Genomic DNA, 21,213 nt, shown 5'->3' with positions numbered 1-21,213 from the left:
CCTTATCTCCTGCCTATAACAATGATTCCTGGGAGCCTCAGATGACGAGCAAAACCTCCACGCCGCGTCGTGCCGCAGCCGCCGCATTTATCGGCACCACCATCGAATTCTATGACTACTACATCTATGCCTTTGCCGCGGCACTGGTGCTGGGACAACTGTTCTTTCCCAGTGAAAATCCGATGCTCAGCACCATGGCCGCGTTCGGCAGCTTCGCCGTAGGCTTCATCGCTCGGCCATTCGCCGGGATGGTGTTCGGACATTTGGGTGATCGTCTGGGGCGCAAGAAAATGCTACTGGTGACCATCGTGCTGATGGGCGTTGCGACGACCGGTATAGGCTTGCTGCCGACCTACGCCCAGGCGGGTATCTGGGCGCCCATCGGCCTGGTGTTGCTACGGCTGCTGCAAGGCATTTCTGTGGGCGGTGAATGGGGCGGTGCGGTCCTCATGGCCAGCGAGCACGCGCCCAAGGGACGCAAAATATTTTTCGCTTCGTTCGCCCAATGGGGCAGTCCGGCCGGCCTGTTGCTGGCGCTGATCGCATTCCGCTTGATCAGTGAAATGGAACAGGAAAACCTGATGAGTTGGGGCTGGCGCATTCCGTTTCTGATGAGCGGGGTGCTGATGATCGTCGGCCTGGTCATTCGTTTCGGCGTGCCGGAATCGCCAGAATTTGCCGAGGTCAAGGAGAGCGACCAGACCTCTGACAACCCGGTGATGGAAGTGCTGCGCACGGGCTGGAAGAACATTCTGTTCGCCGCACTGGCCGTCACCATCGGTTCGGGCGGCTTCTTCTTCACCAATACGTTCATGATCAGCTACGTCACCCAGTATCAAGGTATCGCCAAGACCACGATCCTGGATTGCCTGTTTGTGGTCACCATCCTGCAGTTCCTTTCGCAACCCTGTTCGGCACTGCTGGCCGAGCGGTTGGGTGAAGGGCGGTTTCTCAAGTGGGTGGCGTCACTGTGTGTCGTGGTGCCGTATCCGATGTTCCTGCTGGTACAGACCGGCAACCTGTTCTACATGACCGCCGGCATTGCCCTGGCAGTGATCCTGCTAGCCGCACTTTATGCAGTGATTGCCGGCTACATGGCTGAAGCCTTCCCGGCGCGAGTGCGGTATTCGGGTATTTCGATTGCCTATCAACTCGGTAGCGGCTTGACCGGAGGCCTGACACCCATGATCGGCACCTTCATCGCCGCTCAATTCGCCGGGCAATGGGTGCCACTGGCGCTGTTTTTCAGCGTGCTGGCCCTGATGTCGCTGACCGGCGTGCTGGGGCTGGCGCATCTACGCAGCGTCAACGCCAGGCCGACTGCTCTGTCTACTGCCCAAGGAGTCGCATGATGAGCAAGCCTCTCGCCATGTCAGAGGTCGAATGGCAAGCGCGCTGTGAGCTGGCGGCGCTGTACCGCTTGATCGCCTACTATCGCATGACTGACCTGATCGATACCCACATCACTCTGCGTGTACCGGGACCTGCGCAGCATTTTCTGATCAACCGCTATGGGGTGGCGTTCGAGAGAATGCGCGCAACCGATCTGATCCTGATCGACCTGCAAGGTAACGTGGTCGGCAGCAACTGCAACGGTGGCAAGGTCAACGCCGCCGGGTTCGTCATACACTCGGCTATCCATGAGGCACGCCCGGACCTGCACTGCATCATCCACACCCACACCGCCAGCGGTATGGCGGTGGCGGCCCAGCGCGACGGGTTGCTGCCGCTGACCCAGCATGCGCTGAAGTTCTACGGCAACCTGGCGTATCACACCTATGAAGGCATCGCGCTCTCGCTGGACGAGCGAGAGCGTCTGGTCGCCGATCTGGGGTCGCACAAGGCGATGATCCTGCGTAACCACGGTTTGCTGGCGGCCGGCGCTGGCGTTGCGGCGGCGTTCCACGAGATCTATTTTCTGGAACGTGCCTGTCAGGCGCAGATCCAGGCGATGTCAGCCGGTGTAGCGCTGAATATTCCCAGTGAAGCTGTATGTCAGCACACGGCGGCGCAGTTTGGCCGTGACGGCATCGACGGCATTATCGACCTGGCCTGGCAGGCCGCGCTCAGTCTGATCGACGAGCAGCGCACCGACTGGTGCAACTGACCATGGCCTGCATCGTTTTGCTCTGCCAGGACCCTGCGCTGACCGATTGGCTGGCCACGCTTTTCGCCGACCATGCGCCACACTTGAATGTACTGCGGCCAGACGATGCGCAGGCCCCGTTCGCCGAGGTCGCGGTGTGCTGGTTTCCACCGCCCGGCAGCCTGGGGCGCTTGCCGCGCCTGCGCCTGGTGCATTCGATCGGCTCGGGTATTGACCATTTGGCCCAGGACGACTCTCGCGATGCGGCGGTGCCGATCTGCCGCGTGGTCGACCCTGATCACAGTCTGGGCATGAGCGAATACGTGCACTGGGGCGTACTGCACTTTCATCGAGGCTTCGATCAGGTGATCGTCGGCAATCTTGCGCAGCACTGGCAGCGCCCGGCGCAGCGAAAGGCTGAAGACTTCAAGGTTGGTGTGATGGGGCTGGGCGCGATTGGCACCCCGGTGTCGGTGCGACTGGCTGTGGCGGGTTACCACGTGCGCGGCTGGGCCCGCACGCCGCGTGAGATCGACGGCGTGACGACCTTCAGCGGTCCGGATTCGCGGCGTGAGTTTCTCGACGCACTGGATGTGCTGATCAACCTGCTGCCACTTACCCCCTCGACCCATGGGGTGTTGTGCGATGAGGTCTTCCAGTGCATGGCCAAAGGTAGCGCATTGATCAACTGCGGCCGTGGCCAGCATCTCAACCTCAATGACCTGCAGCAGGCACTGGCGAGCAGGCAACTGCGCGGAGCCTTACTGGATGTCTTCGAGCAGGAGCCTTTGCCCGCCGACTCGTTGTTGTGGCGCACGCCGGGGGTCTGGGTGACGCCGCACATGGCGTCTGCCGCGTCCGACCTGTGTATCGCCCGGCAAGTCGCCGACAACGTGCAGCGATTGGCCCAAGGGCTTGCACTGAACAATCGGGTCAATCCTGAACTGGGTTATTGACCGCATGCGTTTTGAGAGAGGTCCACAATGAAAACATTTTTCCACCCGGCGCAGCGCCTTCACCATCCGCGTACCTACCTGTCGCGCGGCCAGATGCGTCAGCCACAGGAATTGCCCGCACGTATTGACCCGCTGCTGGCGATGGCCGAAAAACTGGGGTACCCGCTGTTGGTACCTCATGACTATGGTCAGGCGCCGTTGGCCGCCGTACACAGCGCGGCCTATCTGGACTACCTGAGCAGCGCTTACCAGCAGTGGCACGAAGTGCCGGAAGACTGGGGGGATGAAGTCATGTCCAATATCTATATCCGCGAAGGCAACCCTCTGCGCGGGATTCTGGGCAAGACTGCCCGCTACCTGGCTGATGGCAGCTGCCCGATCGGCGAGCACACCTGGCAGTCCGCCTATTGGTCGGCACAGAGTGCAGTGGCTGCCGCCCACGCGGTTATCGACGGAGACCCGTCCGCCTACGCACTTTGCCGTCCTCCGGGGCACCACGCCCGTGGCGAGGCGGCAGGCGGCTTCTGCTTTCTCAACAACGCTGCAATCGCCGCTCAGGTACTGAGGGGCAGGTTCTCCAAAGTCGCTGTCCTCGACACCGACATGCACCACGGCCAGGGCATACAGGAAATTTTCTACGATAGGGATGACGTGCTGTATGTGTCGATCCATGGTGATCCGACCAACTTCTACCCGGTGGTCGCCGGTTTTGAGGATGAAACCGGAACGGGTGCCGGTGAGGGCTTCAACCTGAACTTACCGATGCCCCACGGCGCAAGCGAGGCCGATTTTTTCAGCTGTATGGATCAGGCCGCCTCTGCATTGCGCACGTTCGGGCCAGATGTGTTGGTACTCTCGCTGGGCTTCGATATTTACGAAAACGATCCTCAGTCCAAAGTATCTGTCAGCCATGAGGGCTTCCGTTTACTGGGGCAACGGATTAAGGCGCTGGGGATTCCTTGTGTGGTGGTGCAGGAGGGCGGCTATGACATCGCCACGCTGGATGAAAATGCCTCGCGATTCTTTGCCGGCATGACTGCGTGATGTAACGAGCGGATGACCCGGTTCGCATCACGCATCATCAATGCCATCAACCGTGACTAGCCGGGTGACTGGCACGTTGGGCTGACGTATCCGCATGTGTGTCCCATCGTTGCGCCAGGGGGGGCAGTGCGCGGGAGGGTCTCACTGAGTGTCGTACTGATTGCAGAGAAGGGGGCTAATTTGATACGCGGCTACTCCCGGTATCCAGAGCTTGCAGTGGCCTTATGAAACTCCTCAGATTGGATATTTCAGTTCAGGTAGGGTCGATACCGTCTAAGTTTTCCCTTGGTAGATATCAGGGGTATCTCATGCACAATCCTCAGCACGAACAGGAAGAGAGCGTCAGCGAGGCGGCGCGTGAGACGAAGTGACGACTAACGATCTCGTCAGCAAAAATTGCTCAGGCTTATCTGCCATTCAAGCTCAGTACCTGGCCAGTTCGGTGTTCGGCATTGACGGCCAGGCGTCGATGCTGACAAGTGAGCGAGATCAAAACTTTAAATCTCGACCGATCAGGGAAGTGGTTTTGTTTTGAAGGCAGGTTACGGCGAACGGAGAGCCTAAATGGCAGATTGGTGATTGTACGCTGAAGGCAGGTAACGCTGCGTAATCCGTAGTCATTTTTTGAAAACGGTGGTGTAGTTCTTGAAGTTCCCTAGAGGAAAGGATCCGAGTCCGCTCCTCCTGGTAGTCACTCGGAACAAGTTTGTTGATTTCGACCAAGTCTGCTGGGTTTCCGTTAATCAGTAGCGTTCGCCATGGCTGGCGTTTTTGTGCCCACCTGAACATTTGAGCGAGATCCGAAAAAAGACTGATGGCTTGACGAGTAGCGCCGCGAGCCATTACTGCACGCACTACGTTTCGCAGGTCATGTTCACTGTTTGAGCTGATGACTTTAGAGCCGAAAGTGGGGTAAAAATCTTTCGCAAACTTTCTCCGTAGCTCTGCGTTACCGTCCTTGCGAGCGACACCGTCGCGGAGCCATTCTTCCGCCAGATCCCATAGCGTCAGCTTCTCAGATTTTTGCTGATCGGCCTCTGCAAGTTGTACCGCTAGTTCCGCTTTTTGCCTTACCTTCGCGGCACGTTTGTTTTCATTAGGATTGATCCCTTTCGCTACAAGGTCTCGCGCTTCGTTGCGCTCCTTGCGGATTTCGGTCAACGACTTGTTTGGCCAGGTGCCCCAGGAAAAGCGAGTGTAAATACCCTCCCAGCGGAACTGGAAGTAGAAGGGGATGGCGACCTTTTTTGCGGAGTGAAACCCTGCCCGAGAGGCTGCCCTCGTCGCGTATAACGGTACCGACATATAGAAGTGCAGTGAAAACCATAGATGTTCATTGAATTACTGCATGGGGTGCTAGGGGGCGAGTGTTCGAATCACTCCGTCCCGACCCTATAATCAAAAATCCAGTCATTTAACCGTGACTGGATTTTTTATGCTCAATGATTTTTAAGAAAGCTCGGGTTTCGCCTTGAAACGTCTGCCGACCAAGTAAGCAGCATTGCGTTCAACGCATCAGCGCCGAAGGGTTTTCCTGCAGCATCACCGAACGGTGGAGGGTATCGAGCGCTTCCTTCAGTAAGGATTGCTCCTGCGCATCCTTGGATTTCTTGCTCTCCTTGGCGGCGTACTCCAGCAATACCAAGTGACTGCGGCTGGCTGAAGCTTGTTTCGGCACCACGGTCTCTTCAATCAGTTTACCCATGACGTACTTCTGTGTCCGTGTGTCCTGGCTGGCCTGTTGCGTGACGGAGGCTTTGCTCAGTCGGCCATCTTTATAGGCGAGGCTGGCCGAGCTGCTGGCCCTGTCATTCACTTGTACGTAGAGATAGTTCTGCGACTCGTTATCTTTGCCCAGCGCAGGTGCTTTCCCGCCCTTCAGGCTTTTGTGGTAGTTGGCCGATAGACTCGATTGCTGGACTTGATCGATCTTGCGGTCACGCATGATGGAACCTGCGACGACCGTCTTCTGCGAGAGGGTATAGGCAAAGCTATCGAGTTCAGTCAGGTGCATCGGGTTGGACGCCTTGTTCGTCTGAGTGATGGATGCCTCGAAGTCTGCCAGTCCGGTCAATAGGCCCTTGTCCGCCGCATTACGGGTCAATCGCTCAGGTAGGGTAGCGCCCTGTGGGTAGTGGCTGTTCATGGCGCTGAACGCATCCTTGAACATCTCCATCAGGGCCGCCTTGGCGTTGCCACGCTCCTGTACCCGATCAAGCTGGGCAAGGTAGCTGTTCAATGCGTTGGCCTGTTGTTTGGCATCGCCCAGGATTGCGCCGTTCTTCAGGTCCACGGTCAGGTTCAGTTTGCCATCCGGACCGCTCATTTGCGTGGTGCGGCGTTGGTTGTCGGCGCTAAAGGCCAGGGTCAGATCCTCACCGTCCACTCCCTTCAGCTTGGCGTTCAGGTCAATGGATGCCAAGACGCTGGAGTCAAACTGCGTCAGCTTGCCCAGGTCGAGCTTGGGGGGCTCGGCGGTCAACCCGTCGACAGCCGCCTGAAAGGCGCTGCTCAGAGCGCCAATCGCCTTGAGTTCATCCTCGCTCAGCGGGCCACTCTCCACCAGAGCCTGGACGCCCAGACCATCGTCCTGGCTTGTCAGGCTGAAGGTAACCGTCTTGCCGCTGGCGGTCTTGATGCTGAGACTGATCAGGTTGTCGGCTTTATTGTGCAGCAGCGTCTGTTCGGATTTTATCTCGGCGACGTTGTGAGCCCTGTCCGTGGTGGTATGGAACACTGACTGGGAAATGCTCGAACCATTCTTGGCGAACTGCTCCAACAAGGCTGCGCCCAGGCGGTCAAAACGGTTGGCTATCGACAGCGATCTGGGGTTGGTTCCCATGATGTTAGTGACCGCGTCCTTAGCTTCCTTTTCCCAAACACGAACAATTTCCTGGCCCGGCAGTTGCCCGAGGCGGGAATAGGTTTGTGATTCGACACTGACCACCGGGCTGCCCAGGCTGACAATTGCCGATGGTCTAGCCGGGAAGGCTTCAGCACTGTCTATCGCTGTTGCAGGCAATGCCGCGACAGCGGAGCGAGTCTGGAGGGGAATGGTGGAGGTGATCGAGGATAGGGTAGTCATGACAGTCCGTGTCAACAGAGCAGAGTTACACTCAATGTAGTGAATACACCCCCCGATTGAAAGCGGGGCGGTTGAAATAAGTGGCAAAGAGCTATTGTTCATCTGCCCGTTAGCGACTGACCGGAGCGGCTCAGCCCAATCTGAAAAGATTGGGCTTTTTCACGCTTTGAGAAACGGCGTTCCCGGCTGTGTGGTCAACACTGTCGCCGTCAGAAGACCAGCTTGAACAGGGCGATGACCACGATCAGGCCGATTATGAAAATGATACCTACGGTGCCGCCAAGAAATTTCAACATAATGATGCTCTCATCGGATGGGCTTAATTTTCTAGACCACCCTTGATAACGCTCGTTTCGTTGAATTTCACCCAGCGGTGATCAATGAACCGCCCAAGACCTCGGAACAGGCACCTGATCAAACTTTGAAACGGTCTTGATCCAGTAGCGCCGATAGTCGGTCTGGTCCGGGGCCAAGGGTTTGTGGGTTGACCATGGATGCTCTGCCTTCAGGCTCGCGCGGTAAGCTTCCCATTCTTTCTGCTCGGCCACTTCCCTGGCTTTGGTCCTGTCATCGAACCAACCCAGGACGTACGCTTCGCCGTGATCCGTGCCGTGTGCTATCAGCAGATAAATCTCTGTCATTACCTGGTCCGCCGTTCAATCCTGAAACCCAGTCACTGGGGTCTTACCCTGGGTATCGGCAGTTCTTTTGTGTTGTTGAGGTTTATTGATCAGCGGCGTGTTTCGCGGGGCGGACCGGGTCGGCGGTTATGGGGCGTCCAGCATCTATGGCGCGCAACCGCCATCGCGAGCCTGCTCGCGATGACGTCGGCACAGCCAACATCCCTGCAAACTGACCCTCAGGCGTCGGCAAGCTGAAACCGATAACCCACCCCATACAACGATTCGATCGGCTGTTCACCTGGGCATGCCTGTTCGAGTTTGCGTCGCAGATTGCGGATGTGGCTGTCGACGGTGCGATCGGTGACCACCCGGTGATCGGAGTAGATCCTGTCCAGCAACTGATCACGGGAAAATACCCGCCCCGGCGCGCGGGCGAGGGTGCTGAGCAGACGTAGCTCCAGGGGCGTCAGGTCCAGCGCATTGCCGTCGAGGGACGCCAAGTACTGTTCTTCGTCAATCAGCAGGCGCGGCGGCGCAGCGGTTAGAAGTTGCGGGCTGCGCCGCAGGATGGCCTTGACCCTGGCCACCACTTCGCGGGGGCTGAAGGGTTTGCAGATGTAGTCATCGGCCCCCAGGTCCAGCCCGAGCAAACGGTCCACCTCCTCGACGCGGGCGGTGATCATGATGATCGGCACGGCACTGAAGCTGCGCAGTTCCTTGCACACTTGCAAACCGTCGCGCCCTGGCAGCATCAAATCAAGCAGGATCAGTCGTGGCTCGTTGACACGTACCACCGGCACTACCTCAAGCCCATTGTCCAGGCACTGGGTCGCATAGCCGGCGGCGATCAGGTAGTCGCGCATCAACGCGGCCAGTTTGGGTTCGTCTTCGACGATGAGGATCGGGCTGTCGTTGACCATGGTTCAGGTGTTCCTTGGCAGGCGCAGGGTCAGCCAAAGACCGCCCAGGGGCGAGTGTTCGGCACTGAGGCTGCCGCCGTGGGCTAGGGCGATGCTGTGACAGATGGCCAGCCCCAGGCCGGCGCCACCACTGGCGCGATTGCGTGAAGTTTCGCCGCGGTAGAACCGCTCGAACAGCCGTGGCAACTGATCGGCGTCGACCCCTGGACCGGAATCCAGGAAGTCGACGCGTACGGCGTCGCCATCGCCGGCAGCTCGAATGCGCAGTACACCGCCCTCATCGGTGTAACGCACGGCATTTTCCAGCAGGTTGCTGAACAACTGCTGCAGACGCTTGGGGTCGGCCTCCAAACGCAACGGCGTGATCGGCAGCTCCAGCTCCAGGCGCAAATCCCGGGCACTACAGCGTTCCTGGAACATGGCTGCGCAACCGTCCAGCAGCTCGTTGAGATCGCATTCGCTCTTGCGGTATGTCAACGCGCCCACATCGGCCAGGGACAGTTCATACAGATCATCCACCAGTTTGCTGAGCATGCCGACTTCGCCTTGCAGCGATTTCATCGAAGACTGATCAAGTGTGCGCACGCCGTCCTTGATGGCTTCCAGTTCCCCGCGCAGTACCGACAGGGGGGTTCGCAGTTCATGGGAGACGTCGGCCATGAACTCCCGACGCATTTTTTCATTGCGCTCCAGGGTATACGCCAACTGATTGAAGTCCCGGGCCAACTGACCGACTTCGTCATTGGAAGACACCGAGACTCGGTTGCTGTATTCACCGGCGGCCAGGCGATGCGTAGCGGCGGCCACGCGTTTGACCGGTTCAAGCAGGGTGCGGGCGATCCACCAGGCGATTAGCATCGCCAACAGCAAAGAGAACACCCCCATGGCCAGACTGGTGCGTATCAGGTACTGACGGAAGCGTTCGCCCCCGGCTTCGGTCACGTTCTGAAACGGCGTCACCGCCAGCCAGCCAACGGTTTTGCCCGCGACCTTGACTGGGCGCATCAAGGCGTCGTCGGCAATTGCCGAGTAGCCCATGACCCATTGCTTTTGCACGTCCAGCAGGGCGATGCGAAACACTGCACCGGTCAGGTCGGACATGGGCATGGGGGGGCGTTGCGGGTCGCTGTCGTTTTCCCCGGGTTCGGGGCGCAGCAGTTCGAACCAGCGATCCGGCTGGTTGCGCAAAAATTCCCAATCGCCCTCGCGCTCGTAGGCGTTGGCCAGACGCGGCAGCACTGGCGACATGCGCAACAGGGCCTGCTCGTTGAGGTAGTCGAGAAAACCCTTGCCGAAGCTCCAGCCGTTGGCCACCCCCATGCTCAGGATGACGAACAGTACGCTGGCCAGTACTGCGATAAACAGCTTGGTGGAGATGCTCAGTTTCATGGGCTCGGGCAGGTCGGTGAAGGGCCCGTCCATTTAGGCCCTGGTGCGAAGAAGATTCAAGGGCGCCGGGCAATCTTCAATTTTCCTGCACATTTGCCTCGCAGTATGGCGCCTGGCTTGAACCAACCGTCTTGCAGAGGCATTTATGTCGACCAAATTATTCGCCAAATCCCTGGTGACCAGCGTCGTGCTGGTGTTCCTGATCGTTCTGTTCCTGTTAGGCGGTTGCTCCGGCGAATCGGCACCGGTAGTCGAACCGCCCAAGGTGTCGGTGCTGACTGTGCAGCCGAAAAGCCAGGCGCTGACTACGGAACTGGCCGGGCGCACCCAGGCGTTCATGGTCGCCGAGATCCGTCCGCAGGTGGGCGGTATCGTTCAGCAGCGACTGTTTGTCGAAGGGGCCGAGGTCAAGGCCGGACAAGCGCTGTACCAACTGGATGCCTCCTCTTACAAGGCCGCATTGGCGGAGGCACAGGCCAATCTCGCCAAGGCCCGTGCCACCTTGAAGTCAGCCCAGGCCACGGCCAAGCGTAACGCTCAGTTGGCGAAGATCGATGCCATCAGCCAGCAAGACAACGAGGACGCTCAGGCCAGCCTGCTGACCGCCGAAGCCGAGCGGCAGGTGGCCCAGGCCGGGGTGGAGACGGCGCGCATCAACCTGGCGTACACCCGCATCAGTTCTCCCGTCAGCGGGCGCATCGAAACCTCGACGGTCACCCCGGGCGCGCTGGTGGTTGCCAATCAGGAGAGCGCATTGACCACGGTGCAGCAACTGGACCCGATCTACGTTGACGTCACCCAATCGACCACCGAGTTGTTGCGCCTCAAGCGCGACCTGGCCAGCGGTGTGCTGCAAAGCAATGGCGAAGGCGAGGCGCGAATCAGCCTCAAGCTCGATGACGGCAGCACCTATGCCCATGAAGGTCGCTTGAAGTTCAGCGGCGTGAGTGTGAACGAAGGCACTGGGACGGTGACGTTACGGGCGAAAATTGCTAATCCGGACCGGTTGTTGCTGCCGGGCATGTACGTGCGGGCGGTGCTGGAGCAGGCTCGCGACGATCAGGCGATTTTGATTCCGCAACAGGCAGTAACCCGCAGTGCCAGCGGGGTGACCACGGTCTTGCTGGTGGTCAATGGCAAGGTCGAACAGCGCGTCTTGACCATCGACCGCGCCGTGGGCAACCAGTGGTGGGTCAAGACCGGCCTCAATGCCGGTGACCAGTTGATTGTCGAGGGCGGGCAGAAAGTCCGGGTCGGTGAAGCCGTCGTGGCGCAGAACCCTGGCACGCGCAGTCGCACGCTGAAATCGGCACCCGTCGCCATTGCGCAGGAGGGCTGAGCATGGTGCGTTTTTTCATCGACCGGCCGATTTTTGCCTGGGTCATTGCCATCGTCATCATGCTCGCTGGCGCTTTGTCCATCAGTCAGTTGCCCCTGGAGCAGTACCCGGACATCGCACCACCGACAGTGCGTATCTCCGCCACCTACACCGGCGCCTCGGCCAAGACCGTGGAAGACTCGGTGACCCAGGTCATCGAGCAGCAGATGAAAGGCCTGGATAACCTGACCTACATGTCGGCCTCCAGCAGTTCGGACGGCAGTGCCAGCATCAGCCTGACGTTTACCGCCGGCACGAACCCGGACGTGGCGCAGATGCAAGTGCAGAACAAACTGCAACAGGCCGAGTCGAGGCTGCCGCAGTCGGTGCAAAGCGAAGGTCTGACCGTGACCAAAGGCGGCTCGGATTTCCTGATGATTGTCGCTCTGGCCTCCGACGACCCGAGCGTGACCGGCACCCAGATCGGCGATTACATTTCCAGCACCTTGCTCGATTCCATCAGCCGTATTGACGGTGTCGGCGATGTGCAGACATTGGGCTCGGGTTATGCCATGCGCATCTGGCTGGATCCTGCCCTGTTGCAAAAATACGCGCTGATGCCGTCGGACATCAGCTCTGCCCTGGAGGCGCAGAACACTGAAGTCTCCGCCGGTCAGCTCGGCGCCTTGCCAGCGGTGAAGGGCCAGCAGTTGAATGCCACGATCAGCGCCCGCAGCAAGCTGCAAACCGTCGAGCAGTTTCGCAATGTCGTGGTCAAGTCCACCAGCGACGGTGCCGTGGTATTGCTCGGGGATGTAGCACGGGTTGAATTGGGCAGTGAAAGCTACGACGTGAATTCGGCCCTGAACGGCAAACCCGCTGCCGCCATGGGCGTACAACTGGCCGCTGGGGCCAATGCCCTGACCGTGGGGGAAGCGGTGAAGGCCAAGCTCAAGGAGCTGGAACCGTTCTACCCCACGCCAATGCAACTCAAGAACGTGATTGCCTACGACACGACGCCCTTTGTCAGCCTGTCCATCGAAGAGGTGGTCAAGTCCTTGGGCGAGGCCATCGTTCTGGTGGTGCTGATCATGTTCCTCTTCTTGCAGAACCTGCGGGCCACACTGATCCCGGCGATCACCGTGCCGGTGGTGCTGCTGGGTACGTTCGGTGTGCTGGCGCTGTTCGGCTATTCAATCAACACCCTGACCATGTTCGCCATGGTCCTGGCCATCGGCCTGTTGGTGGACGATGCGATTGTGGTGGTAGAGAACGTCGAGCGAGTAATGGCCGAGCGCGGGCTATCGGCCCTGGACGCCACGCGCCAGTCGATGGATGAAATCACCAGCGCCCTGGTCGGCATCACCCTGGTCCTCAGTGCGGTATTCATTCCCATGGCGTTTTTCGGCGGTTCCACCGGGATCATCTACCGGCAGTTTTCGGTCACCATTGTCTCGGCCATGGTGCTCTCGGTGCTGGTGGCGATGACCTTGACGCCGGCGTTGTGCGCGACCCTGCTCAAGCCGTCCGATGGCAAGGGGCATGGCGCTCAAGGCGGATTTTTCGGCTGGTTCAACCGCATGTTCGAGCGCGCTGCCGAGGCCTATAAAGGTCGGGTGGGCGCTATTTTGCAGCGGGGTCGCATCAGTTGGCTGGTGTATGGGCTGGTGGTGCTGGTAATGACGGTCGGTTATCTGAGCCTGCCCACTTCATTCCTGCCTGATGAAGACCAGGGCATTCTCATGGCTCAGGTGCAATTGCCGGTGGGCGCCACGGACAGCCGTACCCAGGCGGTGATCAAGCAGTTCGAAAGCTATCTGCTCGAACAACCGGAAGTCGAGGCGCTGATCAGCATCACCGGCCTGGGCATGGGCGGCAACAGCCAGAATACCGCCCGAGCCTTTATCCGGCTCAAGGACTGGAGCGAGCGCACAGGGGCAGGGCAGGATGCGGCGTCCATCGCCCAGCGCGCGACCATGGCGCTGTCGAGCATTGGTGATGCCAATGTGTTCGTCATGCAACCGCCCGCCGTGCGAGGCCTGGGACAGACGTCCGGCTTCGACCTGCAACTCAAGGATCTCGGTGGCCTGGGGCATGACGCTCTGGTCGCCGCGCGGGAGCAATTCATCGAACTGGCGAACAAAGACGCACGCTTGCTGGGCGTGCGCAGCAATGGCCTGGACGACGCCCCGCAACTCAAGGTCAGCATCGATGATCGCAAGGCCGGGGCCTTGAGCTTGAGCACCAGTGACATCAACACCACCTTGTCCACGGCGTTGGGGGGCACCTATATCAATGATTTCCTCAATCAGGGCCGGGTAAAGAAGGTTTACGTTCAGGGCGAGGCTGCATCGCGGATGCAGGCGGCCGACCTGGAACATTGGTTCGTGCGCAACAGCAACGACGAGATGGTGCCTTTTTCCTCGTTTGCCAGCAGTTCGTGGAGCTACGGCTCACCGTTGTTGGAGCGTTACAACGGCAACGCTTCGCTGGAAGTGGTGGGCGATCCGGCGCCTGGGGTCAGTACCGGGGATGCGATGGATGCGGTGGAGGCGATCATCAAGCAATTGCCGGAGGGCATCGGCTACGAGTGGACCGGGCAGTCCTATCAGTTGCGCCTGTCCGGTTCGCAGGCACCCCTGCTGTACGCGATATCGGTGCTGTTCGTATTTCTCTGCCTCGCTGCGCTCTATGAGAGTTGGTCGGTGCCTTTCTCAGTGATGCTGGTGGTGCCGTTGGGGGGGGTGGGTGCGGTGCTGGCCACCCGTGTCAGTGGTTTGAGCAACGACGTGTACTTCCAGGTAGGGCTGCTGACCACGGTGGGGTTGGCGGCTAAAAACGCGATTCTGATCGTCGAGTTCGCCAAGCATCTGCAAGAGCAGGGCAACAGCTTGCGGGACGCGACGCTAATTGCCGTGCGCCAACGCCTGCGGCCGATTCTCATGACCTCCCTGGCCTTCATGTTCGGCGTATTGCCCCTGGCCCTGAGCAGCGGTGCAGGTTCCGCCGGACGCCAGGCAATCGGTACCGGCGTGCTGGGCGGCATGTTCACCGCCACGGTGTTGGGGATCTTCTTCGTCCCATTGTTCTTCGTGCAGATTCGCCGACGGTTTTCCCGCGTGTCCACGGTTTCGAGTTCGGTTCCAACCACTCAGGCAGGTGACGCATGATCAAGTTCCGCTGGCCCTTGCTGGCCTTACTCACACTGCTCAGTGGCTGCATCAATCTGGCACCGCAGTATGAACGCCCCGAGGCGCCGGTCTCCGAGCTATGGTTGCCCACCGTCGGTACGCCCAAGGGGGAGGTCGCCGCCGAGATCCAATGGCAACACTTTTTCACCGACAGCCGTCTGGCGCGCTTGCAAGCACTGGCCCTGACCAACAACCGCGACCTGCGCCTGGCCGCCTTGAATGTCGAAAAGGCCCAGGCCCAATACCGTATCCAGCGCGCCGAGTCTTTGCCGTCGATCAATGCCAGCGTCAGCGGCACCCACAGTCGTACGCCTGGCTCGTTGTCCAACAGCGGCTCGGCGACCACCAGCCATGACTACAGCGCGCAACTGGGGCTGAGCAGCTATGAGCTGGACGTATTCGGACGCATGCAAAACCTTCAGGACGAGGCTCTGGAAGACTATCTGGCCCTGACCGAAACCCGGCGCAGCACGCAGATCAGCCTGGTGGCCGAAGTGGCCACGGCCTGGTTGACCCTGGCGGCGGACAACGAGCGTTTGCAACTGGCCCAAGAGACCTTGCGCAGCCAGCAGGCGACCTATGAGTTGACCCGTCGCAGCCACGCACTGGGCGGATCCTCCGGTTTGTCCGTGGCCCAGGCGCAAACCACCGTGGAGTCAGCCCGGGCTGACGCGGCGGCGTATGAAAGCCAGATCCTCCAGGATCGCAATGCCCTGCGCCTGCTGGTGGGCAGTGATGTTCCCGAGGAACTGCTGCCCGGTGCGAACCTGGAGTCGGCGGCGGCGCTGGTGCAAGTGCCGGCCGAGCTGCCGTCCAGCCTGTTGCAACGGCGCCCGGATGTATTGGCCGCCGAACACACCCTCAAGTCGGCCAATATCGACATCGGCGCGGCCCGCGCGGCGTTCTTTCCGAGCATCAGCCTGACGGCCAGTGCCGGTTCTTCAAGCTCGGCGTTGTCCGGCCTGTTCAAGTCCGGCAGTGGCGCCTGGTCGTTTGCTCCGAGCGTCAGCCTGCCGATCTTCGACGGTGGCAGCAACCGCGCGACACTGGACGCGGCCAAGGTCGAGCGCGAAATACAGGTACAGACTTATCAGCAAACAGTGCAAAGCGCCTTCAAGGAAGTGGCCGATGCGTTGGCAGAACGCAGCACGCTGGATCGCCGCCTCGCCGCGCAGCAAGCATTGACTGATGCCAGTCGCACGAGCTTCGAGCTTTCCGACGCCTTATACCGTGGTGGTTCGCAAAGCTACCTCGAAGCCCTGGACGCCCAGCGCTCGCTGTACAGCGCCCAGCAAGACCTGATCACCCTGCGCCTGGCCGAACAGAGCAATCGCGTGACGTTGTACAAGGTGATGGGGGGTGGCTGGAACTGAGCCGACGTTCAGAGGCATTAAGCGCCCCTGAAGAGCATGTTCGCCGTGGCGTTCAACCTTGCGGCTCGGCCACCAGTAGCAACGACTGCGGCGCCGAGCTTTGTGGGTGCTGCGGCTCCTGCAGACCGGCCAGTCGATAGCCGGCCATATCCAGTGCTTTGAGCCAACTGGACAAGGTGCGAAAGTACCAGGGCATGGGCTGCCATTGCCCCCGGAAGCCGGCGAAGGTTTCTTCTCGCCAACCGTCCTGATAGTTGCCCGCTGCTGCGGCCCACGGATGCAGTGTCTGGATCACTAGCGTGCCGCCGGGGGCGAGCAGGGCGTTCATGGCGGTGAGCAGCGGGATGATGTCCTGGTGCAGCAGGGCGAAGTTGGCGCAGATCAGGTCGTAATTGCGGCCGATGTCCACCGTGGCCTGCGCCAGCGACTCGTAGCTTGCCAGATGCACCGGCGAAGAGCCCGCGGCCCGCGCGGCCTCGACCAGTGTTGCACCGCCGTCCACGCCGACCGCTTCGATGCCCCGTTCGGCCAAGGCCCGTAACAACCAGCCCTCGCCGCAACCCAGATCGAGCACACGCTCGGGTTGACGGCTCAGTACCGCCAACAGGATGGCTTGGTCGGTGACGTTGATGCGGCTCTCGAGGGTGCCGGTGCGGATCGCTTCGATCCAGGATTGGGCGTTGTGCTGCCAGCTCTGGAGGAGGCTGGATTCGGAGGCGGACATGTCGATCTCCTGCGTTGTCCAGCCGAACCTGGGTTGATACTAGGTCACGATGTAGGGAACGGCCTGTGACCCTATTTTGCTCTCGACCAACGGTCAACTTTGGTGCCCTGGTTAGTAGCGGTTTCACTCCCCCTTTCTTCTGGAGGTTTTGAGCGCAGAAGCTTACTTAGGCCGCCGTCGATTTCATCCGGCTGTCGCTCGCGGTTTCCCGTAACAGTCGAGGCGACATGCCGAACGGCGACTTGAAGTGCCGGCTGAAGTGGGAACTGCTGCCATAGCCCCAAGCGTAGGCGATCTCTGTGAGCGAGTTCGCTCACTTCACTATTCCTCAAGCTGACCTTGAGCGATTGATGGCGGCGGCGCGGGACAGTTCGGCAGATAAGGTGGTCGCCGAATACTACGCCGCCAACAAACCGCGCTTTGAGGCTATGTTTGGCGGGCAAACCGCATCGGTGACAACGGGGCAGCAATGACTCGATGACACAGCAAGTGTGGGAGCGAGCGTGCTCGCGATAGCGTCAGCACATTCAACATCAATGCAAGCTGACCCACCGCCATCGCGAGCAGGCTCGCTCCCACATTTAGGGTGGCTGCCTCAGGCGCTACGATTAGAACTTGAACCGTCCTACCAAGCCCTTGAGCTGCCCGGAAATATCCGTCAAGCGGCCCGAGCCCGTTTGCGCCGAGTGGGCATATTCTTCCACCAGTTGTGCGTCGGTATGGATTTGCGAGATGTGTCGGTTGATGTCTTCGGCCACCTGGTGCTGTTCCTCGGCCGCCGTGGCAATCTGGGTGTTCTGGTCGCGAATCGAGTCCACCGAGATACGGATCTTGTCGAAGCTGTCACGGGCCTGCTGAATGCGTTCAACGCTGGTTTTGGAGCCCTGCAGACTGCCCTGCATTTGCAGGGTGACTTCCTGGGTCCGGCGGGCGAGGTTGCCCAGCAGGCTGTCGATCTCGCCGGTGGAGTCGGCGGTACGTCGGGCCAGGGCGCGGACCTCGTCCGCGACCACGGCAAATCCGCGACCCTGATCGCCGGCACGCGCCGCTTCGATGGCAGCGTTGAGGGCCAGCAGGTTGGTCTGTTCGGCAATGGAGCGAATGGTGTCGAGGATGGTGTTGATGTTCTTGCTGTCCTGCTCCAGCGCCTGCATGGTCTGGGTCGACTTTTGCAGGTCCTCGCTCAGTTTCAGCACGCTGCCCGTGGCTTCGCCGATGTGCTGTTGACCATCGTGCACGTCGCGATAGCCCGCGTCCGCACTGGAGGCGGCCTGGCTGCAGGAGCGGGCGACCTCGTTGGCGGTGGCAACCATTTCGTTGAACGCGGTACTCACCAGTTCAACGGCCTGACGTTGACGTCCGGCAGCTTCGTTCATGTTTTGCGCCACTTCGCTGGTATCGGCGGCGGCGCTTTGCAGGTCGGAGGAGGCGCTGCCGATGCGCTGCACCAGTTGGGCGATCATGCCCAGGAACTGGTTGAACCAACTGGCCAGGGTGGCGGTTTCGTCCTTGCCTTGCACCGAGAGCTTGCGGGTGAGGTCGCCTTCACCTTCGGCGATTTCCTGCAGGCCATTGGCAACACCGCGAATCGGTCGCACGATCACGCTGGCGAAACTGGCGCCGACGATGGCGAACACCACTGCCAGCGCGGCGGCGATGATGGCGATCAACCAGGTCAGGCTCGAGGCTTGGGCCATGACTTCGTCGCGTTTGATCAGGCCGATGAAACGCCAGCCCAGGCCTTTGGAGCTGACGACGTTGGCCATGTAGGGCACGCCCTCGATCTCGATCTGAGTTACGCCATCAGCGCTTTTGGCCAGTGCGGCATAGTTGGGGCCAAGCTCTGCCATGGGCTTGAAGTTGTGCTTGGCGTCGCTGGGGTCGACCAGGACGTTGCCATTGGCTTCAACCAGCATCAGGTAACCGCTGTCGCCCAGCTTGATGTTCTTGACCAGTTCGGTCAGTTGCTTGAGTGACACGTCCAGGCCCACCACACCCACCAGCTTGCCAGCGGCGTCGGAGACCGTGTGGACGATGCCGATCAGCGATACATCGTCCGGGGCCCAGTAATAGGCGTCTGTACGCACTGTGGTGCCCGGTGACGCGATGGCGGCCTTGTACCAGGGACGAACGCGGGGGTCGTAGTTGGAAATTTTGGGATCGTCAGGCCAACTGGCGTAACCACCGTCGGCCAGCCCCAGAGAAAGATAGGCGGTGGTCGGATGGCTTTGGGCGAATCGGTCGAATATGTCCAGCAGCTGTTTGTTGTTCTCAGGCAGCGGAATTTGTGCAGCGTCGGCACCGGAATAGTTTTTCAGATCCTTGGCCGCAACAATCCGCGGGTCCTTGGCGAAGAACTCGACGTTCTGGCTGATGCCATCGAAGAACTGCTTCATGCCGTTGTCGATCTGACGGATTTCACGGCCGCTGCTGTCCAGGAAGTTGCTTTGTGCGGCGTCGCGCAGGTTCAACACGACAAGCACCGCCACCAGGATCACTGGCAAGCAGGCGATGGCCGCGAACGCCCAGGTCAACTTCTGTTTGATATTCATGACTTCTCCCGCGGATATTTATAGGTGTTGGAACGGCGGAAACAGGAAACAGTAGCGGTGCGCGTTGCGAGTTTCTGGAACGGGGGAAGCGCCCATGCGTACCTACACGATATCGACCAAAGTCGAATGGACTTGAGGCCGCTGGGCTATCAGGGAGGAATCGGCCTGGGATGTCGCGAGTCGATTGCAGCCGTCGTGGTTAATCTGGAAGATGTGCCAATTGCTCTGCTGCTTAAAGCGCGAGCGTGATACAAGTCCTGATGCCTTCATGTATTGACGAGGCCCTATGCCCAGCGCATTCGAGAGCGTACTTAAAAACAAAAACATGGCTTACCGGCCGCTCGGATCCTCAGATGCTGATCAGGCTCCGGTTCGTGTCGCGTTCGTATTGATGGACAATTTCTCGATGATGTCCTTTACCGGCGCGGTGGATGCGCTGGTGACAGCCAACCTGATGAGCGACAGGCCGCTGTATGAGGTGCTGACGGTTGGGGCGTCGGGGAGTCAGGTGACCAGTGACCTGGGGATCGTTATCTCTGCCGATATCGAGTTGGCGCAGTTGCCGGAGAACCAGGACGTCCTGATCGTCGCCGGTGGCTTTCGCGTGAAGTTGCAGGGTATGCCGCTGCTGCGACGCAAGCTGCGCGCCAACGCCGCATCCGGGGCAATACTGGGCGGGTTGTGGAACGGCGTTTTTTTTGTCGCCGATGCCAGTTTGCTCGATGGTTTCGAGTGCGCGGTTCACCCGGAAAGTCGCGCCATGATGGCGGAGGTTTTTCCCCATGTGAAAGTTTCCAGCCGCGCTTATGTGGTTGACCGGCAGCGGGTCAGCTGCGCAGGTGCCAACAGCTCGCTGCGCATGATGCTTCAGTTGATCCGCCAGACGGGAGGCGAGGCGCTGGTGGGGGCGATCGAGGAGATCCTGCGGTGTGATGAGTCGGGCGACGCGTCGGATCTGCCGCCGGTCTTCGTCGAAACCGATCCGACACTGCCAGAAAGTCTCAAGCTGGCGTTGGAGCTGATGTGGCAAAACATTGAGGAGCCGTTGACCATCGATGAGCTGGCGGCCTGCGTGAAAATCTCCAAGCGACAGTTGGAGCGGCGCTTCTGCAGTTTCCTCGGCGCAACGCCGACGCGTTATTACCTGGAACTGCGCCTGACCCGTGCGCGCCAACTTATCCAGCAGACCAATCGATCCGTCACCGAAATCGCCGTGGCGACAGGCTTTGTCAGCTCGCCGCACTTTCAGCGTCGTTTTCGGGATTTCTTCGGCGTTCCGCCGGGCAGTTATCGTTCGACGTTTGAGCGAAAACAGGGCGTTCGGTGATAGCACGCGACCCGTTCGGAGGTGGGAGGGGCTTGCTCTCTCGCCAGGATCATGATGGCAAAGTATCAACAATCCCCGCACTGAACAGCATGTCAGAAAATTTTGCCCTGTAGAGGGTTGGCAAACGCCGCAGGCTAGCGGCGTTGGGATCAGATTTTATCGTCAGCTTTTACCTTGGCAGGTACTTCATCGGCCTGTGAGGCAGTCATGCTTGTGCCGCGGCAAAGTACTTTGCGCACTTCATCGGCGATCGAGCCTGCGACGATGCGCTCCTGCATCGGGTCGAACTGAGCTTTTTCCAACCTTTCGAGACTGTTGTACATGCCCATGTGCCGAACATTGTGGTTAGCGCAGTCGAGTGCCAGTTTTGTGTAGTTGGTGAAGTAGGGACCCGCTCTTTGGACGGTGACCTGGAGGGTCGAACCGCTCTCGGTAAACGAGACGATGGAGTATTCGGCCTTCGAATCGTCGTAGGCATACTGAATTTTTTGAACGTCTGCTGTTGCATAGCAGGCAACGGAAAGCACAACGAGAGACATAACCGTTTTCATACTTCTTCCATGACTAACTGAGTGAGGATAATTGATGGCTAATTGAAATCATTTCAATGGCCGGTAACGTTAAG

General features: G+C 59.7%; 16 protein-coding genes and 3 pseudogenes. 9 read left to right on the top strand and 10 right to left on the bottom strand.

Annotation, left to right across the window (positions count from 1 at the left end; all coding sequences use genetic code 11):
• Positions 1-41 precede the first annotated feature (41 nt).
• The 4 genes from BMY45_RS16160 to BMY45_RS16145 are packed head-to-tail and all read left to right on the top strand — an operon-like array spanning position 42 to position 4,086.
• Entirely contained in the window at positions 42-1,352 is a 1,311-nt protein-coding gene (locus tag BMY45_RS16160) for an MFS transporter (RefSeq protein ID WP_092399264.1), read from the top strand.
• Positions 1,352-2,107, top strand: a complete 756-nt coding sequence (locus BMY45_RS16155; protein ID WP_092399262.1) for a class II aldolase/adducin family protein — start codon at positions 1,352-1,354, stop codon at positions 2,105-2,107. Before BMY45_RS16160 ends, BMY45_RS16155 begins: the two co-directional genes overlap by 1 nt.
• Positions 2,108-2,109: 2 nt before the next feature.
• Positions 2,110-3,042, top strand: coding sequence for a 2-hydroxyacid dehydrogenase (locus BMY45_RS16150; protein ID WP_092399260.1), 933 nt, complete (start codon positions 2,110-2,112; stop codon positions 3,040-3,042).
• Positions 3,043-3,069: 27 nt separating this feature from the next.
• Positions 3,070-4,086: a histone deacetylase family protein gene (locus BMY45_RS16145; RefSeq protein ID WP_092399258.1), complete on the top strand. Its 1,017-nt coding sequence runs from the start codon at positions 3,070-3,072 to the stop codon at positions 4,084-4,086.
• A gap of 489 nt (positions 4,087-4,575) precedes the next feature.
• On the opposite strand, the gene BMY45_RS16140 is transcribed toward BMY45_RS16145, so the two are convergent.
• From BMY45_RS16140 to baeS, 5 genes are all read right to left on the bottom strand, one after another.
• On the bottom strand, positions 4,576-5,391 hold the full coding sequence (locus tag BMY45_RS16140) for an integrase arm-type DNA-binding domain-containing protein (RefSeq protein WP_092399256.1): 816 nt from the start codon (positions 5,389-5,391) through the stop codon (positions 4,576-4,578).
• 202 nt (positions 5,392-5,593) lie between these two features.
• A complete protein-coding gene (locus BMY45_RS16135) occupies positions 5,594-7,171 on the bottom strand; it encodes a lactate dehydrogenase (RefSeq protein ID WP_256244249.1) in 1,578 nt (525 codons plus the stop codon).
• Positions 7,172-7,548: 377 nt separating this feature from the next.
• Positions 7,549-7,812, bottom strand: a complete 264-nt coding sequence (locus BMY45_RS16130; protein ID WP_092399252.1) for a hypothetical protein — start codon at positions 7,810-7,812, stop codon at positions 7,549-7,551.
• A gap of 218 nt (positions 7,813-8,030) precedes the next feature.
• Complete coding sequence (locus BMY45_RS16125) at positions 8,031-8,714, bottom strand: response regulator (RefSeq protein ID WP_092399250.1); 684 nt, start codon at positions 8,712-8,714, stop codon at positions 8,031-8,033.
• 3 nt (positions 8,715-8,717) lie between these two features.
• The gene (gene baeS / locus BMY45_RS16120) at positions 8,718-10,136 is read right to left on the bottom strand and encodes a sensor histidine kinase efflux regulator BaeS (protein WP_092399248.1); all 1,419 of its coding nucleotides are present in this window, start codon (positions 10,134-10,136) and stop codon (positions 8,718-8,720) included.
• A 112-nt stretch (positions 10,137-10,248) separates the two neighbouring features.
• Between baeS and BMY45_RS16115 the strand changes: the two genes are divergently transcribed.
• From BMY45_RS16115 to BMY45_RS16105, 3 genes are read left to right on the top strand one after another with little or no spacing between them, the layout of a single operon-like run.
• Entirely contained in the window at positions 10,249-11,442 is a 1,194-nt protein-coding gene (locus BMY45_RS16115; protein ID WP_092399246.1) for an efflux RND transporter periplasmic adaptor subunit, read from the top strand.
• A 2-nt stretch (positions 11,443-11,444) separates the two neighbouring features.
• Positions 11,445-14,591 carry an efflux RND transporter permease subunit gene (locus BMY45_RS16110; protein WP_092399244.1) on the top strand — a complete coding sequence of 1,049 codons (3,147 nt, stop codon included), beginning with the start codon at positions 11,445-11,447 and terminating at the stop codon, positions 14,589-14,591.
• Complete coding sequence (locus tag BMY45_RS16105) at positions 14,588-15,985, top strand: efflux transporter outer membrane subunit (protein WP_177193355.1); 1,398 nt, start codon at positions 14,588-14,590, stop codon at positions 15,983-15,985. The genes BMY45_RS16110 and BMY45_RS16105 overlap by 4 nt, the downstream gene beginning before the upstream one ends.
• A 52-nt stretch (positions 15,986-16,037) precedes the next feature.
• Here BMY45_RS16105 and BMY45_RS16100 read toward each other — a convergent pair whose 3' ends face one another.
• Complete coding sequence (locus BMY45_RS16100) at positions 16,038-16,709, bottom strand: class I SAM-dependent methyltransferase (protein ID WP_092399242.1); 672 nt, start codon at positions 16,707-16,709, stop codon at positions 16,038-16,040.
• A 166-nt stretch (positions 16,710-16,875) separates the two neighbouring features.
• Positions 16,876-17,016, bottom strand: a pseudogene (locus BMY45_RS16095) (helix-turn-helix domain-containing protein); the annotation flags it as partial.
• A gap of 1 nt (position 17,017) precedes the next feature.
• Between BMY45_RS16095 and BMY45_RS16090 the strand changes: the two are divergent.
• Positions 17,018-17,182: pseudogene (locus BMY45_RS16090) on the top strand (glycine/betaine ABC transporter substrate-binding protein); the annotation flags it as partial.
• Positions 17,183-17,317: 135 nt separating this feature from the next.
• Here the strand turns inward: BMY45_RS16090 and BMY45_RS28665 are convergent.
• Together BMY45_RS28665 and BMY45_RS28660 are read right to left on the bottom strand one after the other, a co-directional pair.
• Positions 17,318-18,085 (bottom strand): methyl-accepting chemotaxis protein, encoded by a 768-nt coding sequence (locus BMY45_RS28665; protein WP_371913960.1) that lies wholly within the window; start codon positions 18,083-18,085, stop codon positions 17,318-17,320.
• 93 nt (positions 18,086-18,178) lie between these two features.
• A pseudogene (locus BMY45_RS28660) lies at positions 18,179-19,261 on the bottom strand (cache domain-containing protein); the annotation flags it as partial.
• Between the two features lie 286 nt (positions 19,262-19,547).
• On the opposite strand from BMY45_RS28660, the gene BMY45_RS16080 reads away from it, so the two are divergent.
• Positions 19,548-20,588 carry a GlxA family transcriptional regulator gene (locus BMY45_RS16080; RefSeq protein WP_092399238.1) on the top strand — a complete coding sequence of 347 codons (1,041 nt, stop codon included), beginning with the start codon at positions 19,548-19,550 and terminating at the stop codon, positions 20,586-20,588.
• A 149-nt stretch (positions 20,589-20,737) separates the two neighbouring features.
• Here the strand turns inward: BMY45_RS16080 and BMY45_RS16075 are convergent, their stop codons facing one another.
• Positions 20,738-21,139, bottom strand: a complete 402-nt coding sequence (locus BMY45_RS16075; protein ID WP_092399236.1) for a hypothetical protein — start codon at positions 21,137-21,139, stop codon at positions 20,738-20,740.
• Positions 21,140-21,213 lie beyond the last annotated feature (74 nt).

The sequence above is a fragment of the Pseudomonas sp. NFACC39-1 genome (genome assembly GCF_900110355.1).
GTDB classification, from domain to species: domain Bacteria; phylum Pseudomonadota; class Gammaproteobacteria; order Pseudomonadales; family Pseudomonadaceae; genus Aquipseudomonas; species Aquipseudomonas tehranensis.
This window is presented reverse-complemented; position numbering and strand designations above follow the sequence as displayed.